Source organism: Enterobacter sp. SLBN-59 (genome assembly GCF_024807915.1).
Classification (GTDB): domain Bacteria; phylum Pseudomonadota; class Gammaproteobacteria; order Enterobacterales; family Enterobacteriaceae; genus Enterobacter; species Enterobacter asburiae_B.
Window position 1 is genome coordinate 4385979 of sequence record NZ_JANUFI010000001.1, and the last position, 17728, is coordinate 4403706.

Annotated in this window: 20 protein-coding genes; 13 read left to right on the top strand and 7 right to left on the bottom strand. The window is 56.4% G+C overall.

Annotated elements, in window-relative coordinates:
• The first annotated feature begins 120 nt into the window (after nt 1-120).
• From argT to hisP, 5 genes are all read left to right on the top strand, one after another.
• Nucleotides 121-903 carry a lysine/arginine/ornithine ABC transporter substrate-binding protein ArgT gene (gene argT, locus M2422_RS20905; protein ID WP_023312560.1) on the top strand — a complete coding sequence of 261 codons (783 nt, stop codon included), beginning with the start codon at nt 121-123 and terminating at the stop codon, nt 901-903.
• Nucleotides 904-1129: 226 nt separating this feature from the next.
• A complete protein-coding gene (gene hisJ, locus M2422_RS20910) occupies nt 1130-1912 on the top strand; it encodes a histidine ABC transporter substrate-binding protein HisJ (protein WP_064672894.1) in 783 nt (260 codons plus the stop codon).
• Between the two features lie 88 nt (nt 1913-2000).
• Nucleotides 2001-2687: a histidine ABC transporter permease HisQ gene (locus tag M2422_RS20915; RefSeq protein ID WP_023336422.1), complete on the top strand. Its 687-nt coding sequence runs from the start codon at nt 2001-2003 to the stop codon at nt 2685-2687.
• Entirely contained in the window at nt 2684-3400 is a 717-nt protein-coding gene (locus M2422_RS20920) for an ABC transporter permease (protein ID WP_008502590.1), read from the top strand. The genes M2422_RS20915 and M2422_RS20920 overlap by 4 nt, the downstream gene beginning before the upstream one ends.
• A gap of 8 nt (nt 3401-3408) precedes the next feature.
• Complete coding sequence (gene hisP, locus M2422_RS20925) at nt 3409-4182, top strand: histidine ABC transporter ATP-binding protein HisP (RefSeq protein WP_023312558.1); 774 nt, start codon at nt 3409-3411, stop codon at nt 4180-4182.
• Between the two features lie 201 nt (nt 4183-4383).
• On the opposite strand, the gene M2422_RS20930 is transcribed toward hisP, so the two are convergent.
• The 4 genes from M2422_RS20930 to yfcG all read right to left on the bottom strand — a co-directional run bounded on the left by M2422_RS20930 (nt 4384) and on the right by yfcG (nt 6927).
• Nucleotides 4384-4902, bottom strand: coding sequence for a GNAT family N-acetyltransferase (locus M2422_RS20930; protein WP_064672893.1), 519 nt, complete (start codon nt 4900-4902; stop codon nt 4384-4386).
• A 44-nt stretch (nt 4903-4946) separates the two neighbouring features.
• Nucleotides 4947-5840: a TIGR01777 family oxidoreductase gene (locus M2422_RS20935; protein ID WP_064672892.1), complete on the bottom strand. Its 894-nt coding sequence runs from the start codon at nt 5838-5840 to the stop codon at nt 4947-4949.
• Nucleotides 5841-5853: 13 nt separating this feature from the next.
• The gene (folX, locus tag M2422_RS20940; protein WP_023312555.1) at nt 5854-6222 is read right to left on the bottom strand and encodes a dihydroneopterin triphosphate 2'-epimerase; all 369 of its coding nucleotides are present in this window, start codon (nt 6220-6222) and stop codon (nt 5854-5856) included.
• Between the two features lie 75 nt (nt 6223-6297).
• On the bottom strand, nt 6298-6927 hold the full coding sequence (gene yfcG / locus M2422_RS20945) for a GSH-dependent disulfide bond oxidoreductase (protein WP_023312554.1): 630 nt from the start codon (nt 6925-6927) through the stop codon (nt 6298-6300).
• 141 nt (nt 6928-7068) lie between these two features.
• Here yfcG and yfcF point away from each other — a divergent pair, with 141 nt between their 5' ends.
• Genes yfcF through yfcD form a run of 3 tightly spaced genes read left to right on the top strand, consistent with a single transcriptional unit; the run spans nt 7069 to nt 8931 of the window.
• Nucleotides 7069-7713, top strand: coding sequence for a glutathione transferase (yfcF, locus tag M2422_RS20950; RefSeq protein WP_023312553.1), 645 nt, complete (start codon nt 7069-7071; stop codon nt 7711-7713).
• A gap of 56 nt (nt 7714-7769) precedes the next feature.
• On the top strand, nt 7770-8321 hold the full coding sequence (gene yfcE, locus M2422_RS20955) for a phosphodiesterase (protein WP_032659187.1): 552 nt from the start codon (nt 7770-7772) through the stop codon (nt 8319-8321).
• A gap of 55 nt (nt 8322-8376) precedes the next feature.
• Nucleotides 8377-8931 carry an NUDIX hydrolase YfcD gene (gene yfcD, locus M2422_RS20960; RefSeq protein WP_064672891.1) on the top strand — a complete coding sequence of 185 codons (555 nt, stop codon included), beginning with the start codon at nt 8377-8379 and terminating at the stop codon, nt 8929-8931.
• A gap of 3 nt (nt 8932-8934) precedes the next feature.
• Here yfcD and M2422_RS20965 read toward each other — a convergent pair whose 3' ends face one another.
• Nucleotides 8935-9954, bottom strand: coding sequence for a LacI family DNA-binding transcriptional regulator (locus M2422_RS20965; RefSeq protein ID WP_029741925.1), 1020 nt, complete (start codon nt 9952-9954; stop codon nt 8935-8937).
• A gap of 234 nt (nt 9955-10188) precedes the next feature.
• Here M2422_RS20965 and M2422_RS20970 point away from each other — a divergent pair, with 234 nt between their 5' ends.
• From M2422_RS20970 to M2422_RS20990, 5 genes are all read left to right on the top strand, one after another.
• The gene (locus tag M2422_RS20970) at nt 10189-10632 is read left to right on the top strand and encodes a PTS sugar transporter subunit IIA (RefSeq protein ID WP_033146084.1); all 444 of its coding nucleotides are present in this window, start codon (nt 10189-10191) and stop codon (nt 10630-10632) included.
• An 80-nt stretch (nt 10633-10712) separates the two neighbouring features.
• On the top strand, nt 10713-10985 hold the full coding sequence (locus M2422_RS20975; protein WP_063450399.1) for a PTS sugar transporter subunit IIB: 273 nt from the start codon (nt 10713-10715) through the stop codon (nt 10983-10985).
• Nucleotides 10986-11006: 21 nt separating this feature from the next.
• Nucleotides 11007-12398 carry a PTS ascorbate transporter subunit IIC gene (locus tag M2422_RS20980; protein ID WP_047174242.1) on the top strand — a complete coding sequence of 464 codons (1392 nt, stop codon included), beginning with the start codon at nt 11007-11009 and terminating at the stop codon, nt 12396-12398.
• A complete protein-coding gene (locus M2422_RS20985; RefSeq protein WP_033146083.1) occupies nt 12395-13225 on the top strand; it encodes a transketolase in 831 nt (276 codons plus the stop codon). Before M2422_RS20980 ends, M2422_RS20985 begins: the two co-directional genes overlap by 4 nt.
• Complete coding sequence (locus M2422_RS20990; protein ID WP_064672890.1) at nt 13218-14171, top strand: transketolase family protein; 954 nt, start codon at nt 13218-13220, stop codon at nt 14169-14171. Before M2422_RS20985 ends, M2422_RS20990 begins: the two co-directional genes overlap by 8 nt.
• Nucleotides 14172-14245: 74 nt before the next feature.
• Here the strand turns inward: M2422_RS20990 and pta are convergent, their stop codons facing one another.
• Together pta and ackA are read right to left on the bottom strand one after the other, a co-directional pair.
• Entirely contained in the window at nt 14246-16387 is a 2142-nt protein-coding gene (gene pta, locus M2422_RS20995) for a phosphate acetyltransferase (RefSeq protein ID WP_023312545.1), read from the bottom strand.
• Nucleotides 16388-16463: 76 nt separating this feature from the next.
• Nucleotides 16464-17666, bottom strand: coding sequence for an acetate kinase (gene ackA / locus M2422_RS21000; protein ID WP_033146081.1), 1203 nt, complete (start codon nt 17664-17666; stop codon nt 16464-16466).
• Between the last annotated feature and the right edge of the window lie 62 nt (nt 17667-17728).

The following is a 17728-nucleotide window of genomic DNA, read 5'->3' on the forward strand; positions in this document are numbered from 1 at the left end:
ACATATTTAACGTCGAAGTTTTGACCAGACGGCAATGTGGCATAAGACCTGCAAGATGAAGCCTGCAACACAACACACAACACAATACATAATAAAATCACGGTACTTGAGGGTAAATGTATGAAGAAGACGGTTCTGGCTCTGTCTTTGCTCGTGGGGTTAAGTGCGGCAGCAGGTAGCTACGCAGCGCTTCCACAGACGGTTCGTATCGGTACAGACGCAACCTACGCGCCATTCTCTTCCAAGGATGCGAAAGGCGATTTCGTGGGGTTTGATATCGATCTGGGAAATGAAATGTGCAAACGCATTGCGGTGAAATGCACATGGGTGGGCAGCGACTTTGACGCGTTAATCCCGTCGCTGAAAGCCAAGAAAATCGACGCCATTATCTCTTCTCTTTCCATCACCGAAAAACGCCAGCAGGAGATTGCCTTCTCTGACAAGCTCTACGCCGCGGATTCTCGCCTGATTGCGCCGAAAGGCTCCCCGATTAAGCCCACCATCGACTCGCTGAAAGGCAAGCATGTTGGCGTGCTTCAGGGGTCGACGCAGGAAGGTTATGCCAACGCGACCTGGCGTGAGAAGGGCGTAGACGTGGTGGCTTACCAGAACCAGGATCTGATTTACTCTGACCTGGCCGCAGGCCGTCTGGATGCGGCATTCCAGGATGAAGTCGCCGCGAGCGAAGGCTTCCTGAAACAGCCTGCGGGTAAAGACTATGCGTTTGCTGGCCCGTCGGTAAAAGACAAAAAATACTTTGGTGACGGCACCGGTATTGGCCTGCGTAAGGATGATACCGAGCTGAAAGCCGCCTTCGACAAAGCCTTTGCAGAGCTGCGTAAAGACGGTACTTACGACAAACTGGCGAAGAAATACTTCGACTTCAACGTATACGGTGAATAATACCTGGCGCTAACGCACCGCAAAGGTGCGTTACAGGAGCGGTTGACCCAATGCGGTGCATTTGTTGCACCGTATTGGATCGCTTTGTGCATACTTACGCATTTATAATGCAAAAATTCCCGCCTGAAGGGCATTAGTCTTTGCCTGAAAGAGGGGATTAATGGCACATTAGCACCACCCCGTCGTCGTAAAAATCCCGTATGAAGACAGTTTGTTGAGGACAAATATGAAAAAACTCGTGTTGTCACTATCTCTGGTGCTGGCCTTTTCCAGCGCCACCGCGGCATTCGCAGCCATTCCGCAGAAAATTCGGATTGGTACCGATCCAACCTATGCGCCGTTCGAATCGAAGAATTCAAAGGGTGAACTGGTCGGTTTTGACATCGATCTGGCCAATGAGCTGTGCAAACGCATCAAAGTACAGTGTACCTACGTTGAGAACCCGCTGGATGCGCTGATCCCGTCCCTGAAAGCGAAAAAAATCGACGTGATTATGTCCTCGCTCTCCATCACCGAAAAACGCCAGCAGGAGATTGCCTTCACCGACAAACTCTACGCGGCCGATTCTCGTCTGGTGGTGGCTAAAGCTTCTGACATTCAGCCAACGCTGGAGTCCCTGAAAGGCAAACGCGTCGGCGTGCTGCAGGGCACCACGCAGGAAACCTACGGCAACGAACACTGGGCGCCGAAGGGGATTGAAATCGTCTCCTATCAGGGCCAGGAAAATATCTACGCTGACCTGACGGCAGGCCGAATTGATGCGGCATTCCAGGATGAAGTCGCGGCAAGCGAAGGCTTCCTGAAAACGCCGGTGGGTAAAGATTACAAGTTTGGCGGCCCGTCCATTAAGGACGTGAAGTTGTTTGGTGTGGGTACCGGCATGGGCCTGCGCAAAGAAGACAACGAGCTGCGTGAGGCGCTGAACAAAGCGTTTGCTGAAATGCGCGCTGACGGCACCTATGACAAGCTGGCGAAAAAGTACTTTGATTTTAATGTTTACGGCGGCTAATCGCCCCGTCAAATAACGTGCGGCCCCTCCCGATGCGGGAGGGGAAAAGACACGGTTCCACCACTCACGATACGACAGGGCTCGCGGTATGCTGTACGGATTTTCTGGCGTTATTTTACAGGGCGCGCTTGTCACCCTTGAGCTGGCTATCAGCTCCGTGGTGCTGGCGGTGCTGATAGGTCTGGCAGGCGCAGGGGCGAAGCTTTCGGCTAACAAACCGCTGGCGCTAATTTTTGAAGGCTACACCACGCTTATTCGCGGCGTTCCCGATCTGGTGCTGATGCTGCTTATCTTTTACGGTCTGCAGATTGCGCTGAACAGCGTAACGGACGCGATGGGCATGGGACAAATTGATATCGACCCGATGGTGGCCGGTATTATTACCCTCGGTTTTATCTACGGTGCCTACTTCACCGAAACCTTCCGCGGCGCTTACATGGCCGTGCCGAAAGGCCACATTGAGGCGGCAACCGCATTTGGTTTTACCTCTTCACAAACGTTTCGTCGGATTATGTTCCCGGCCATGATGCGCTATGCGCTGCCGGGTATCGGCAACAACTGGCAGGTTATCCTCAAAGCGACAGCGCTGGTCTCGCTGCTCGGTCTGGAAGACGTCGTGAAAGCGACTCAGCTGGCGGGCAAGAGCACCTGGGAGCCGTTCTACTTTGCGGTGGTCTGCGGCGTGATTTATCTGGTCTTTACGACCGCCTCCAATGGTGTGCTGCTTCTGCTTGAACGTCGCTACTCCGTGGGTGTGAAGAGGGCTGACCTGTGATTGAGATTATTCAGGAATACTGGAAATCGCTGCTGTGGACGGATGGCTACCGCTTTACCGGCGTGGCGATTACGCTCTGGCTGCTGATCTCCTCCGTGGTGATGGGCGGCATTCTGGCGGTGTTTCTTGCTATTGGCCGCGTGTCGAACAATAAATTTATCCAGTTCCCGATCTGGCTGTTTACCTACGTGTTTCGCGGTACGCCGCTGTACGTGCAGCTGCTGGTGTTCTATTCGGGGATGTATACGCTTGAGATCGTAAAAGGCACTGAGATGCTGAATGCGTTCTTCCGCAGCGGTCTGAACTGTACGGTGCTGGCGTTGACGCTCAACACCTGCGCCTACACCACCGAGATTTTCGCCGGGGCAATTCGCTCTGTCCCTTACGGTGAGATTGAAGCGGCGCGCGCGTACGGCTTTTCCTCAGTGAAACTTTATCGCTGCATTATTCTGCCGTCGGCACTGCGTATCGCGTTACCGGCGTACAGTAACGAAGTGATTTTGATGCTGCACTCCACCGCGCTCGCCTTTACCGCGACGGTGCCGGATCTGCTCAAAATCGCGCGCGATATTAACTCCGCGACCTATCAGCCGTTTACCGCATTTGGCATTGCGGCGGTGCTTTATTTAATTATCTCTTATGTTCTGATTAGCCTGTTCCGTAAGGCTGAAAAACGCTGGTTGCAGCATATAAAACCTTCTTCGACGCACTGAGAAAGATGATGGCTGAGAACAAATTAAACGTTATTGATTTGCACAAACGCTACGGCGAACATGAAGTGCTGAAAGGGGTGTCGCTGCAGGCGAATGCGGGCGACGTGATCAGTATCATCGGCTCATCCGGCTCGGGTAAAAGTACCTTCCTGCGCTGCATTAACTTCCTCGAAAAGCCGAGCGAAGGCTCGATTGTGGTGAGCGGGCAGAATATTAACCTGGTCCGTGATAAAGACGGCCAGCTGAAGGTCGCGGATAAGCACCAGCTGCGACTGCTGCGTACGCGCCTGACGATGGTGTTCCAGCACTTCAACCTCTGGAGCCACATGACGGTGCTGGAGAACGTGATGGAAGCACCGATTCAGGTGCTGGGCCTGAGCAAGCAGGAAGCCCGCGAGCGCGCGGTGAAATACCTGGCGAAAGTGGGTATCGACGAGCGCCAGCAGATGAAATACCCGGTGCATCTCTCCGGCGGTCAGCAGCAGCGCGTCTCCATCGCGCGCGCGCTGGCGATGGAACCGGAGGTGCTGCTGTTCGACGAACCGACCTCCGCGCTGGACCCGGAACTCGTTGGCGAAGTGCTGCGCATCATGCAGAAGCTGGCCGAAGAGGGCAAAACGATGGTGGTGGTGACGCACGAGATGGGCTTCGCCCGTAACGTCTCGAACCACGTTATCTTCCTGCATCAGGGGAAAATTGAAGAGCAGGGCCACCCGGACGAGGTGCTGGCGAACCCGCAAAGCCCGCGCCTGCAGCAGTTCCTGAAAGGGTCGTTGAAGTAGGTTTTGCCTTTCCCCCTCTCCCTGTGGGAGAGGGGCGGGGTGAGGGCATCAGACCGCAGTGCAGCCCAATCGCCCGGTGGCGCTTCGCTTACCGGGCCTACGGACTGGGTGTTCTCCCTCTCCCTGTGGGAGAGGGTTGGGGTGAGGGCATCAGCCCGCAGTGCAGCCAATCGCCCGGTGGCGCTTCGCTTACCGGGCCAACTAATTCCGATGCCGGCCGGCATACTCCAGCCGATACACCCAGTCGTCATAGCGCACGCCGTCAATTTCATACGCCTTTTCCAGCACCTGCGTACGCACAAACCCGGCTTTCTCCAGCACGCGCACCGAACCGCCGTTATCTGCCAGCACGTACGCGTTAATCGCTTTCACGCTGGTCTGGTTAAACGCGTAATCACACACCGCGCGCAGCGCCTCGCTGGCAATCCCTTTTCCCTGCGCGGCAGGCACAACCGTGTAGCCGATATCGGCCTCTTCACGATTCTCAGGGCTGATTTGCAGGCCGATATCGCCAAGCGGCGTATCATCATCCCGCAAGCGAATAACAAACACATGGGCAGCAGTGAGCCGAGCGGCAAACGTGCGTCGGGTCTCTTTTTCCGGCGCGATGGCGGCCATGTAGCGCATGATGCTGCGATCTTCACGCAGCGAACGGAAGAAGGCCCAGTCAGTGGGTTCGAAAGGAGTGAGGTGAAGCCGGGGAGTGGTGATCGTTGCCATTGTTACGCCATATCTTCGGAACATGGCCTGTCACTGTAACATATTCACCGCACCACATCCCCCAGCGCCTCTTCTAATTCATACCAGCGGAACGCAAAGCCGGCCGCTTCCAGCCGTTTTGGCATCGCCCGCTGTCCGCCTAATACCAGCACAGACGCTTCACCCATCATCAGGCGAATGACCGTGGCAGGCACGCGCAATATCGCCGGGCGGTGCAGGGCATGCCCCAACGCGTGGGCAAACTGTTCGTTACGCACCGGATACGGCGCAACCATGTTAAACGGCCCGCGCAGATCGTTATCCAGCAGCCAGAGAATACCGTTGACCATATCGTCGATATGGATCCACGCAAGGTACTGACGACCATTGCCGATGGGGCCGCCGAGCCCAAGCCGGAAAGGGGGAAGCATCTTCGCCAGGATACCGCCCTTCGGCGCAAGCACAACGCCGGTCCGCAGCAGGCAGACGCGGGTGCGATCGCTCTGCGCCGCACAGGCGATACGCTCCCACTGGGCGCAAAGCTTGTGGGTAAACTCGTTATGCGGTGGCTCTTCCTCGGTCACCACTACCTCACCGAGATCGCCGTAATAGCCTACCGCTGAACCTGAAATCAGCACCGAAGGCGGCGTGTGGCTATTGCGGATCAGCTCGACCAGCTTTTCGGTAATATTCCACCGGCTGCTGCATAAAAGCTGTTTTTGCTCTTCCGTCCAGCGCTTATCGGCGATGGGTTCCCCCGCGAGGTTAATGACGGCGTCGAAGCCGTCCAGATTTTGCTGCTCGGCCAGATTTTTCCAGATATCGATACCCGCCCCGAGCACCTGGCGCGCCTTCTCCGGGCTGCGCGTGACCACGGTGATGTCGTGATGCAAGGCCTGCAGACGCGCAATGAGGTGACGACCAATAAGGCCCGTGCCGCCGGTCAGCAAAATCTTCATACAACCTCCAGGGTTACGCCTGGCGTCGCCAGCTTAGCGTCATGGAGACGGAATCGGCGTAGCGCAGGGCGTGAAGTTTATCGATCTCAACTTCAGCATAAGTGACCCAGTGATGTTCGCGTGCGATATCGAGCACATCCTGAGTTAATTTTTCCAGCAGAGAGAAGCGGTTATTCTCCACGTACTGAATGATGTTTTTGGTTATTGTGCGGTAGTTCAGCGCGTCGTTGATGTCTTCGCTGGCCCGCGCTTTGTCTGCGGGATAGTGAATTACCACGTTAATGACAATATCCTGACGGTTGGCGATCTCTTCCTCTTTGATACCGATGAAGGTACGCAAGCGTAAATTTTTTATACGAATAATAGCGTCTGGCTGTGACATTGCAGGTCTTCTCCGTGTCAGTATTTCACGCTCATCATACATGAGAGGCTCGCGGGCACCCAGCCTCATAGCGGGTTAAATCTGCTGGATTTTTTGCATCGCCCGCTCGGTGGCCGGGCGGGTCCGAATGCGCTCAAACCAGTTATTCACCGCCGGGTAAGCGGCCAGGTCAATTCGGTGTTTTTCATGCGTATTCACCCAAGGCCAGCAGGCGATATCGGCAATACTGTAATGATCGCCCCCGAGCCACGGCGTTTTCTTCAGCCGACGGTTCAGTACGTCATACAGCCGTTGAGTCTCAACCTGATAGCGTTCGATCGCGTAGGGAATGGGCTGCGGGGCGTAAGCGGTAAAATGATGATTTTGCCCCAGCATGGGCCCCAGCCCGCTCGCCTGCCAGAAGAGCCATTGCAGGGTATGGTGACGCTCGCGCAGTTCGCCGCTCAGCAGTTTGCCGGTTTTCTCCGCCAGGTAGAGCAAAATTTCACCGGATTCAAACAGGCTCAGCGGCCTGCCCCCGTCCGCCGGCTGGTTATCAATAATGGCCGGGATTTTATTATTCGGCGAGATAGCCAGAAAGAGAGGGCTGAACTGTTCGCCTTTGCTGATATCCACGCGAATGATCCTGTAATCCAGCTCGGCTTCTTCAAGAAAGAGGGTGATCTTATGGCCGTTTGGGGTAGGGGCGTAATAAAGGTCGATCATTCTCAACTCCTGTCCATGCGAATAGTGGTGCCATGACAAATGAGTATAGGTGGTTGTTGTAAATCGTGAGTTTTCATCAAGTGACAGCGAGGCAAAGAGATTATATGTTGAGTAAAAACCCGATCAGCCGATGAGGATGTTATGAACCAGCCCGTAATCACGTTGTGGTCCGATGCGAATTTCTTTTCTCCCTATGTTATGAGCGTATACGTTGCGCTGGCCGAAAAAGGACTCACTTTTACGCTGAAGACCGTTGATCTCGACGGCGGTGAGCATCTCAAGCCACAGTGGCAGGGTTACGACCTGACCCGACGCGTGCCGGTGCTGGAGATCGACGGTTTTGCCCTGAGCGAATCGTCGGCGATTGATGAATATCTGGAAGATCGGTTCGCGCCGCCTGAGTGGGAGCGCATTTATCCTCACGACCTGCAAAAACGCGCGCGGGCGCGGCAGATCCAGGCGTGGCTGCGTAGCGATCTGGTGCCAATTCGCGTGGAACGCTCAACGGACGTCGTGTTTGCCGGGGTCAAAAAGCCAGCGCTCAGCGCAGAAGGCCGTGAAAGCGCGCAAAAACTGATTGAAACCGCCACCTCGCTCCTCGCACACGGCAACCCGAACCTGTTCGGCGAGTGGTGCATCGCCGACGCCGATCTGGCGTTGATGCTAAACCGCCTGATCCTCAACGGCGATGAGGTGCCGCAGCTGCTGGTGGATTATGCCGCGTTTCAGTGGCAACGCGCCTCCGTGCAGCGCTATGTGGCACTATCTGCCAGGCGCGCGGGCTGATAAGCCCTGACGCTTCAGGTATGATGGGGGCAGTCTGTTTTCCCGAGGAGTGACTGATGAAACTGATGTTTGCGTCGGATATCCATGGATCGCTGCCCGCTACCGAGCGTGTTCTTTCCCTGTTTGCACAAAGCGGCGCGCAGTGGCTGATTATTCTGGGGGATGTCCTCAACCACGGCCCGCGCAACGCGCTGCCGGAGGGCTACGCCCCGGCGCAGGTCGCGGAAAAGCTCAACCCGTACGCCTCGCGCATCATTGCCGTTCGCGGCAACTGCGACAGCGAGGTGGACCAGATGCTGCTGCATTTTCCCCTTACCGCGCCATGGCAACAGGTGCTGCTGGAACAAAGCCGCCTGTTCCTGACGCACGGGCATCTTTTTAGCCCGGATAATCTCCCGGCGCTCGCGGCTGGCGATGTCCTGGTTTACGGTCATACTCATATTCCGGTTGCTGAAAAACGCGGTGAGATTTATCACTTCAATCCGGGTTCGGTCAGCATACCGAAAGGCGGTTATCCTGCGAGCTATGGCATGCTGGATGGAAATACCCTGAGCGTTATCGCACTTAATGATCAGCAAGTTATTGCGCAGGTAGCGATTAATCCGTAAGTTACACCTCAACTGCAAACGCGCCGAAAGAGCGCTTAGAAGAGAAGGTTTCCCGATGGTGGAGCAGAGTCATTTGGCAAGTACAGAGTGGGTTGACATTGTCAGCGAAGAGAATGAAGTGATCGCGCAGGCCAGCCGCGAACAAATGCGTGCGGAGCGTCTGCGCCACCGCGCAACATACATCGTTGTGCACGACGGTATGGGCAAAATTCTGGTCCAGCGCCGCACGGACACCAAAGATTTTCTCCCGGGTATGCTGGATGCCACCGCTGGCGGTGTTGTTCAGGCAGATGAAGTGCTGCTGGATTCCGCACGTCGCGAAGCAGAAGAAGAGTTAGGCATCGCCGGTGTGCCGTTTGCCGAGCACGGTCAGTTCTATTTCGAAGACGAAAACTGCCGCGTCTGGGGCGGGCTGTTTAGCTGCGTCTCCCACGGCCCGTTCGCTCTGCAGGAAGAAGAGGTGAGTGAAGTCAGCTGGATGACGCCGGAAGAGGTCACCGCGCGCTGCGACGAGTTCACGCCGGATTCGTTAAAAGCGCTGGCGCTGTGGATGACCCGCAACGCCAAAAACGAATCGACCAAATCAGAGAAAGAGGAAGAAGCTGAGTAAGCGTCAGCAACTCTCTCTCAGACACAGACTGGACGCGATGGGCTTTTGATCGCGCCAGTCCCCGTCATTCAGACGCTCCAGTAGCGCTTTCCCGGCTTCAATTCCAATCTTACGATGCGGCACCGCCATCGTCGTCAGCGGCGGCTGACAGACGCGGCTCACGTCGCTATCGCCAAAGCCTACCACCGCCAGATCGTCCGGCACCTTGATTCGCCTGCGCTGGCACTCGTACAGCGCGCCGCAGGCCAGCTCGTCAGAGACGCATACCAGCGCATCCAGCTCCGGCCACGCCAGCAGGAATTCTGGCAGCTGTGCCGCGCCGGTCGAGAAGCTCGGCGGCATCGCCGCGTTAATAACCCGGTTCGGCGACATATGGTGGCGAAGCATGGCTTTGTACCAGCCCTGCAAATGCTGCTGGAAAATCCACTGCTCCTGGTTGGCGCACAGCAGGCCAATATTTTGATAGCCGCGCTTAATCACCATTTCCGTGAGTTCATACATGGCCGCTACGTTATCAATCCCGATATTCATATCAATCGGGTCGGCGCGCATGGCCCCCATCTCCATCACCGGAATGGAGGCGTTTTTCAGCCAGTGGCGAACGGTGTCGGTATGTTCAACGCTGAGCAGGATTGCGGCGGCAATATTCGATGCCAGCAGCGTCTCCAGCAATTTCTCCTCCTGCTCCAGGCGATGCTGGGATTCAGCCAGCATGATCTGATACCCGGCAGGCTGTAGCACCTGCTGTAGTCCGGCGAACATCTCCGAGCATCCGGCTTCGGAGAGGTTAGGCACCACCATGGCTATCGTCCATGACGACGCCGAGGCCAGCGCGCTGGCGGCAAGATTAGGCATATAACCCAGCTCCTGCACGGCAGCTTCAATTTTTTCACGTAGTTTATCGGAAACCTGTTCGGGCGTGCGGAGTGCACGGGACACGGTCATCGTGCCCACACCGGCAAGCTGTGCGACATCGGCGAGTGTCACTTTACCGGTACTGCGCCGTTTTCGGGTTAGAGACATACACCTTCCTGCTGACCAGACGCGTTCTTCATTTCCTTCGCTTCACGTGACAGGCAGTATACGCCTTAAATCCCTTTTTTTGCTGTGATTTAGCACCGTGATCGCAATTTGATAGCGCTATCACATTTCTGCATGTTAACGGTTGGTAGCGCTATCTTTGTGATCGCGATCGCAGTCATTCAGCGATGTGTTGAATAAAGTTTGCTCATCTTTAGCGTGTAGCGGGAGTGAAAAGTGCTCAAAAAATGGATATATGATACAACCATCACGCTGCAGGACAGCGTGGAAAACTGGCCGCAGGCGCTGGAGCTGTGCGCGAAGCCGCTTCTGGATTTGCAGGTGATTGAGCCTGAATACGTCACGGCCATCATCCAGCAGCACCACACGTTAGGACCCTATTATGTGCTGGCACCAGGGCTGGCGATGCCGCACGCGCGGCCGGAGGAAGGCGCCAAAGGACTGGGGTTGTCTTTATTAAAACTAAAACAGGGCGTCTCGTTTGGTGCCGGTGAGTTTGACCCTGTCGATGTCATTATTATGCTCGCGGCACCGGATAAACATAGCCATATCGAAATGATATCCGCACTCGCAGAATTATTTTCCAGCGACGAGGATATGGAGAAACTGCATCAGGCGAATACCCTGGAGGAAATTAAAACGGTTATTGACCGCTTCTGATTTAATTCTTTAATCCGATTATTCACAACATTACGCGACAGCGTGATGGGGCGTGCTCTACTCAAAATAAGGGGACAACAATGAAAATCATGGCTATTTGCGGCTCCGGCCTGGGCAGCAGTTTTATGGTCGAAATGAATATTAAAAAGGTGCTTAAAAAGCTGGAGGTTGAGGCTGAGGTTGAACATTCCGATCTCTCCTCGGCCACGCCGGGCGCGGCCGATCTGTTCGTGATGGCAAAAGACATTGCGGCCAGCGCCAGCGTGCCGGAAAGCCAGCTGGTGGTGATTAACAACATCATCGACATCAACGAACTTGAAGCGCAGCTGCGCGCCTGGTTCGAAAGACAATAACCCTGATAAGGCGAGGTGGATATGTTTATCCTTGAAACGCTGAATTTCGTTGTTGATATTTTAAAAGTCCCTTCGGTGCTGGTCGGTTTAATTGCGCTAATTGGTCTGGTTGCGCAGAAAAAAGCGTTTTCGGACGTGGTGAAAGGGACGATTAAAACCATTCTCGGCTTTATTGTGCTGGGCGGCGGCGCCACGGTGCTGGTGGGGTCATTAAATCCTTTGGGCGGTATGTTTGAGCACGCCTTTACGATTCAGGGCATTATTCCAAACAATGAAGCGATTGTGTCAATTGCGCTGGAAAAATACGGTGCAGCGACCGCGCTTATTATGGCCTTCGGCATGGTGGCGAATATTATCGTCGCGCGCTTTACCCGCCTGAAGTACATCTTCCTGACCGGGCACCACACGTTTTATATGGCGTGCATGATTGGCGTGATCCTGACGGTAGCGGGCTTTGAGGGCGTGGGGCTGGTCTTTACCGGCTCGCTGATCCTCGGCCTGATCATGGCCTTCTTCCCGGCGATTGCCCAGCGCTACATGAAGCGCATTACCGGCAACGATGAGATTGCATTCGGCCACTTTGGCACGCTGGGCTACGTGCTGTCCGGCTGGATTGGCAGCAAGGTCGGCAAAGGCTCTCGCTCAACCGAAGAGATGAACCTGCCGAAGAACCTGAGCTTCCTGCGCGACAGCTCGATCTCGATCTCCCTGACCATGATGATTATCTACCTGATCATGGCGGTGAGCGCCGGACGTGAGTACGTGGAGGCTACCTTCAGCGGCGGTCAGAACTACCTGGTCTACGCCATCATCATGGCGATCACCTTCGCGGCGGGCGTGTTCATCATCCTGCAGGGCGTGCGCCTGATTCTGGCGGAGATCGTTCCGGCCTTTACCGGCTTCTCGGAAAAACTGGTGCCGAACGCCCGTCCTGCGCTGGACTGCCCGGTGGTGTATCCCTATGCGCCAAACGCGGTGCTGATTGGCTTCCTGTTCAGCTTCCTCGGCGGGATTGTAGGGTTGTTCATCTGCGGTCAGTTTAGCTGGGTGCTGATCCTCCCGGGCGTCGTGCCGCACTTCTTCACCGGCGCAACGGCGGGCGTGTTCGGTAACGCCACCGGCGGACGCCGCGGGGCAATGATTGGCGCCTTTGCTAACGGCCTGCTGATCACCTTCCTGCCGGTTCTGCTGCTGCCGGTGCTGGGCGCCATTGGCTTTGCCAACACTACCTTCTCGGACGCCGACTTTGGCGCGGTCGGGATTGTGCTCGGCAACCTGGCGCGCTTCCTGTCGCCGCTTGCCATCACCGGACTGGTTGTGGCGTTGTTCGCGCTGCTGGTGGCGTACAACATCTTCGCGAAAAACAAACCTGCGGGCGGTAACGCGCAGGAAAACACCGGAGCCAAATCATGAATGAGAAAGAGATAACCGAACTCGCGCGTCAGATCCGTCTTGAGACGCTGAAATCCCTGACGCAGCTGGGCTTTGGACACTATGGCGGCAGTATGTCGGTGGTTGAAACCCTGGCCGTGCTGTACGGTGCGGTGATGAAAATCGACCCGGCGGATCCGGACTGGCCGGAGCGAGACTATTTTGTTCTGTCGAAAGGCCATGCGGGCCCGGCGCTCTACAGCACGCTGGCGATCAAGGGCTACTTCCCTGTGGAAGAGCTGAGCACCCTGAACCAGAACGGCACGCGCCTGCCAAGCCACCCGGACCGTCTGAAAACGCGCGGTGTGGACGCCACCACCGGTTCGCTGGGGCAGGGGATCTCAATTGCCGGCGGTATGGCGCTCTCGCACAGGCTGGCGGGGCGACCGAATCGGGTCTTCTGCATTGTCGGTGACGGCGAGCTGAACGAGGGGCAGTGCTGGGAAGCCTTCCAGTTTATCGCTCATCATCGCCTTAACAACCTGACGGTGTTCGTGGACTGGAACAAACAGCAGCTCGACGGCGAGCTGGACGAAATCATCAGCGCGTTCGACCTGGAGGGGAAATTCCGCGCCTTTGGCTTTGACGTGGCGACGGTGAAGGGCGACGACATCCCGGGACTGCTGGCGGTGACGTCGCGGGTCCCGGCTGCCGACGCGCGTCCGATAGTCGTCATCCTCGACAGCATCAAAGGGCAGGGGGTGCCGTACCTGGAACAGCTCAGCAACTCGCACCACCTGCGGTTGACCGCGGAGAGCAAAGCGGCCCTCAACGAGACGATTCGCCAACTGGAGGCTTCACATGATTAAGGTTGCACCGGCAGGAGAGAAAGACGCCGTTGAGATGCGTAAGGTCTACGCGGGCTTTGTGGCAAAGCAGATTGAGGCGGGAAGCGAGATTATCGCCCTGGAAGCGGATCTGATGAGCTCGATGGCGATGGACGGCGTGGCGCGTGATTATCCGCAGCACGTGATTAACTGCGGCATTATGGAGGCCAACGTCATCGGCACCGCGGCGGGGCTGTCGCTTACCGGGCGTATACCGTTCGTTCATACCTTCACCGCGTTTGCCAGCCGTCGCTGCTTCGACCAGCTGTTTATGTCCCTGGACTATCAGCGCAACAACGTGAAGGTGATTGCCTCGGATGCGGGCGTGACGGCCTGCCACAACGGCGGAACGCATATGTCGTTTGAGGATATGGGCATCGTACGCGGTCTGGCGCATTCGGTGGTGCTGGAGGTGACCGACGCGGTGATGTTTGAGGACGTGCTGCGCCAGCTTATCGACCTCGAAGGCTTCTACTGGGTACGCACCATCCGTAAGCAGGCGCCGAGCGTGTATGCGCCGGAGTCAACCTTCACCATTGGTAAAGGCAACGTGCTGCGCGAAGGAACCGATATAACCCTGATTGCCAACGGCATCATGGTGGCAGAAGCGCTGGAAGCGGCGCGCCAGCTTGAGCAGGAGGGGGTCAGCGCGGCGGTCATCGACATGTTTACCCTGAAGCCCATCGACCGGATGCTGGTGAAAAACTACGCCGAGAAAACCGGTCGCATCGTCACCTGTGAAAACCACAGTATTCACAACGGCCTGGGATCGGCGGTGGCGGAGGTGCTGGTGGAAACCTGCCCGGTACCGATGCGGCGGGTGGGCGTCAAGGAGCGTTACGGCCAGGTGGGGACACAGGATTTCCTGCAGAAGGAGTATGGCCTGACGGCACATGACATTGTATCGGCGGCGCGAGAGCTGCTGTAAATAAAAAAGGCGACCCGTTAAGTGGTCGCCTTTTTGTTGCCCGGTAAGCGCTGGCGCCACCGGGCTTTTTAACATTACTGCTGCTGCGAAGACTGGATCGCGGTCAGCGCGATGGTGTAGACGATATCGTCAACCAGCGCGCCACGAGACAGGTCGTTCACAGGTTTGCGCATGCCCTGCAGCATTGGCCCGATGGAGATCAGGTCTGCTGAACGCTGCACCGCTTTATAGGTGGTGTTACCGGTGTTCAGATCCGGGAAGATGAACACGGTAGCGCGACCTGCAACCGGCGAGTTCGGCGCTTTGGATTTCGCTACGTCGGCCATCACGGCGGCGTCGTACTGCAGCGGGCCGTCGATCATCAGGTCAGGACGTTTTTCCTGCGCCAGACGGGTCGCTTCACGTACTTTCTCTACGTCGCTACCAGCACCAGAGGTACCGGTGGAGTAGGAGAGCATTGCTACGCGCGGTTCGATACCGAAGGCAATCGCGGAGTCCGCGGACTGGATAGCGATTTCTGCCAGCTGTTCTGCGGTTGGATCCGGGTTGATCGCGCAGTCGCCGTAAACGTAAACCTGTTCAGGCAGCAGCATGAAGAACACGGAAGAAACCAGAGAGCTGCCTGGCGCGGTTTTGATCAGCTGCAGCGGTGGACGGATGGTGTTCGCCGTGGTGTGAACCGCACCGGAAACCAGACCGTCAACTTCGTCCTGCTCAAGCATCAGCGTGCCCAGCACCACGTTGTCTTCCAGCTGTTCGCGCGCAACGGCTTCGGTCATGCCCTTGCTCTTACGCAGCTCAACCAGACGAGCAACGTAGCTCTCGCGAACCACTTCAGGGTCAACGATTTCGATGCCAGCGCCCAGCTCAACGCCCTGAGACGCCGCAACGCGGGTGATCTCATCCGGGTTACCCAGCAGCACACAGGTCGCGATGCCGCGCTCTGCACAGATAGCAGCCGCTTTAACGGTACGTGGTTCGTCGCCTTCTGGCAGAACAACGCGTTTGCCCGCTTTACGCGCCAGCTCGGTCAGCTGATAACGGAATGCTGGAGGAGACAGGCGGCGGCTGCGCTCGGAGGTTGCAGTCAGGGATTCGATCCAGTCTGCGTTGATGTAGCCCGCAACGTATTCCTGAACTTTCTCGATACGCTCGTGGTCATCAACCGGCACTTCCAGGTTGAAGCTCTGCAGGCTCAGGGAGGTCTGCCAGGTGTTGGTATTCACCATGAAGACCGGCAGGCCGGTCGCAAACGCGCGTTCGCACAGCTTGCTGACGCGTGGGTCCATCTCGTAGGCACCGGTCAGCAGGATCGCACCGATTTCCACGCCGTTCATCGCGGCCAGGCAGGCGGCAACCAGTACGTCAGGACGGTCTGCGGAGGTTACCAGCAGGGAACCTGCGCGGAAGTGTTCCAGCATGTGCGGAATGCTGCGCGCACAGAAGGTCACGGACTTCACGCGGCGGGTGTTGATGTCGCCTTCGTTAACGATGGTAGCGTTCAGGTGACGCGCCATATCGATTGCACGGGTTGCAATCAGATCGAAGCTCCATGGCACCGCGCCCAGTACTGGCAGAGGGCTGGATTCCTGCAGCTTAGCCGGGTCAACTTTGATGACTTTCGCTTTGGAAGAGTCGTCGAAAATCTCGGACAGGTCAGGGCGAGTACGTCCCTGCTCATCCACCGGTGCGTTCAGCTTGTTCACGATCACGCCGGTGATGTTGGTATTTTTCGCGCCGCCGAAGCTGCTGCGCGTCAGTTCGATACGCTCGTTCAGCTGCTCTGGGGTGTCGGTGCCCTGAGACATCACGAAAACGATCTCTGCGTTCAGGGTTTTCGCGATTTCAAAGTTCAGAGACTGGGCAAACTGGTGTTTGCGCGTCGGGACCAGACCTTCAACCAGCACCACTTCCGCGTCTTGCGCGTTAGCATGATAGTTAGCGATGATCTCTTCCATCAGCACGTCTTTCTGGTTGCTGGACAGCAGAGACTCAACGTGGCTCATCTTCAGCGGTTCAGCCGCTGGCAGATTGGAGTTCTTGCGAACGATGGTGGTGGTCTGGTCTGGCGCATCGCCACCAGCACGTGGCTGGGCGATTGGCTTAAAGACGCTCAGACGAACGCCTTTGCGTTCCATAGCACGGATAACGCCAAGGCTGACGCTGGTCAGGCCGACGCTGGTTCCGGTAGGGATCAGCATAATAGTACGGGACACGGTTTATCCTCTTTCGTTACCGCCGCAATTGGGCGGGTTACAAAACAGCACCGCCAGCATTGCTGGCGGTGTGGAATCAGGCAGTCAGGCGGTGCGCGTCTTGCGCAATGACCAGTTCTTCGTTAGTTGGGATAACGAGAGCAGGGCGGGTGCCTTCTTTGTTGATGAAGCCAGACTTGCCGAAGCGGGCAGCCAGGTTACGCTCGTGATCAACGTCGAAGCCCAGAACGCCCAGTTTGCCCAGGGACAGTTCACGAACCATTGCCGCGTTCTCACCGATACCACCGGTGAAGATAACCGCGTCCAGACGACCGTCCATCAGCGCTGTGTAAGAGCCGATGTACTTCGCCAGACGGTGGCAGTAAACGTCCATTGCACGTTTAGCGTCTTCTTTCTCTGCGTAGTTGTCTTCAACGTAACGGCAGTCGCTGGTGACTTCGGTCAGACCCAGCAGGCCAGACTCTTTGGTCAGCATTTTGTTGATCTGGTCAACGCTCATGCCCAGGGTGTCGTGCAGGTGGAAGATGATCGCCGGGTCGATGTCACCGGAACGGGTACCCATCACCAGACCTTCCAGCGGGGTCAGACCCATGGAAGTATCAACACATTTACCGTTGCGGATAGCAGAAACAGAACCACCGTTGCCCAGGTGGCAGGTGATGATGTTCAGTTCTTCAACCGGCTTGTTCAGAACTTTTGCGGCTTCCTGAGTCACATAGAAGTGGCTGGTGCCGTGCGCGCCGTAGCGACGTACGCCGTGTTCTTTGTACAGGCTGTATGGCAGGGCATAGAGGTAAGACTCTTCCGGCATGGTCTGATGGAACGCGGTGTCGAATACGGCCACGTTTTTGTCTTTCAGATTCGGGAAGGATTTCAGCGCTTCAGCGATACCGATCAGGTGAGCCGGGTTGTGCAGCGGTGCGAAGGACGCAGAGTCCTTGATGCCCTGGATCACAGATTCGTCGATCACGACGGAGCTGGTGTATTTTTCGCCGCCGTGGACGATACGGTGACCAATCGCAGTCAGCTGAGCAGACAGTTCTGGTTTTTGTGCCAGAATAGTGTTAACGATAAAGTTCAGCGCTTCACTGTGAGCGGCGCCTGCACCTAAAGCCGCTTCTTGTTTGCTGCCGTCCATCTTCCACTTGATACGTGCTTCAGGCAGATGGAAACATTCGGCCAAACCAGAGAGGTATTCGTCACCGTTGAGCGCATCGATGATGGCGAATTTCAGTGAGGAGCTACCGCAGTTCAGAACCAGTACTAACTTACTCGACATGGAAGTACCTATTATTGATACGTGGCTAAAAAAACGTCAGTGAGTCTAACAGCGTAACGCAT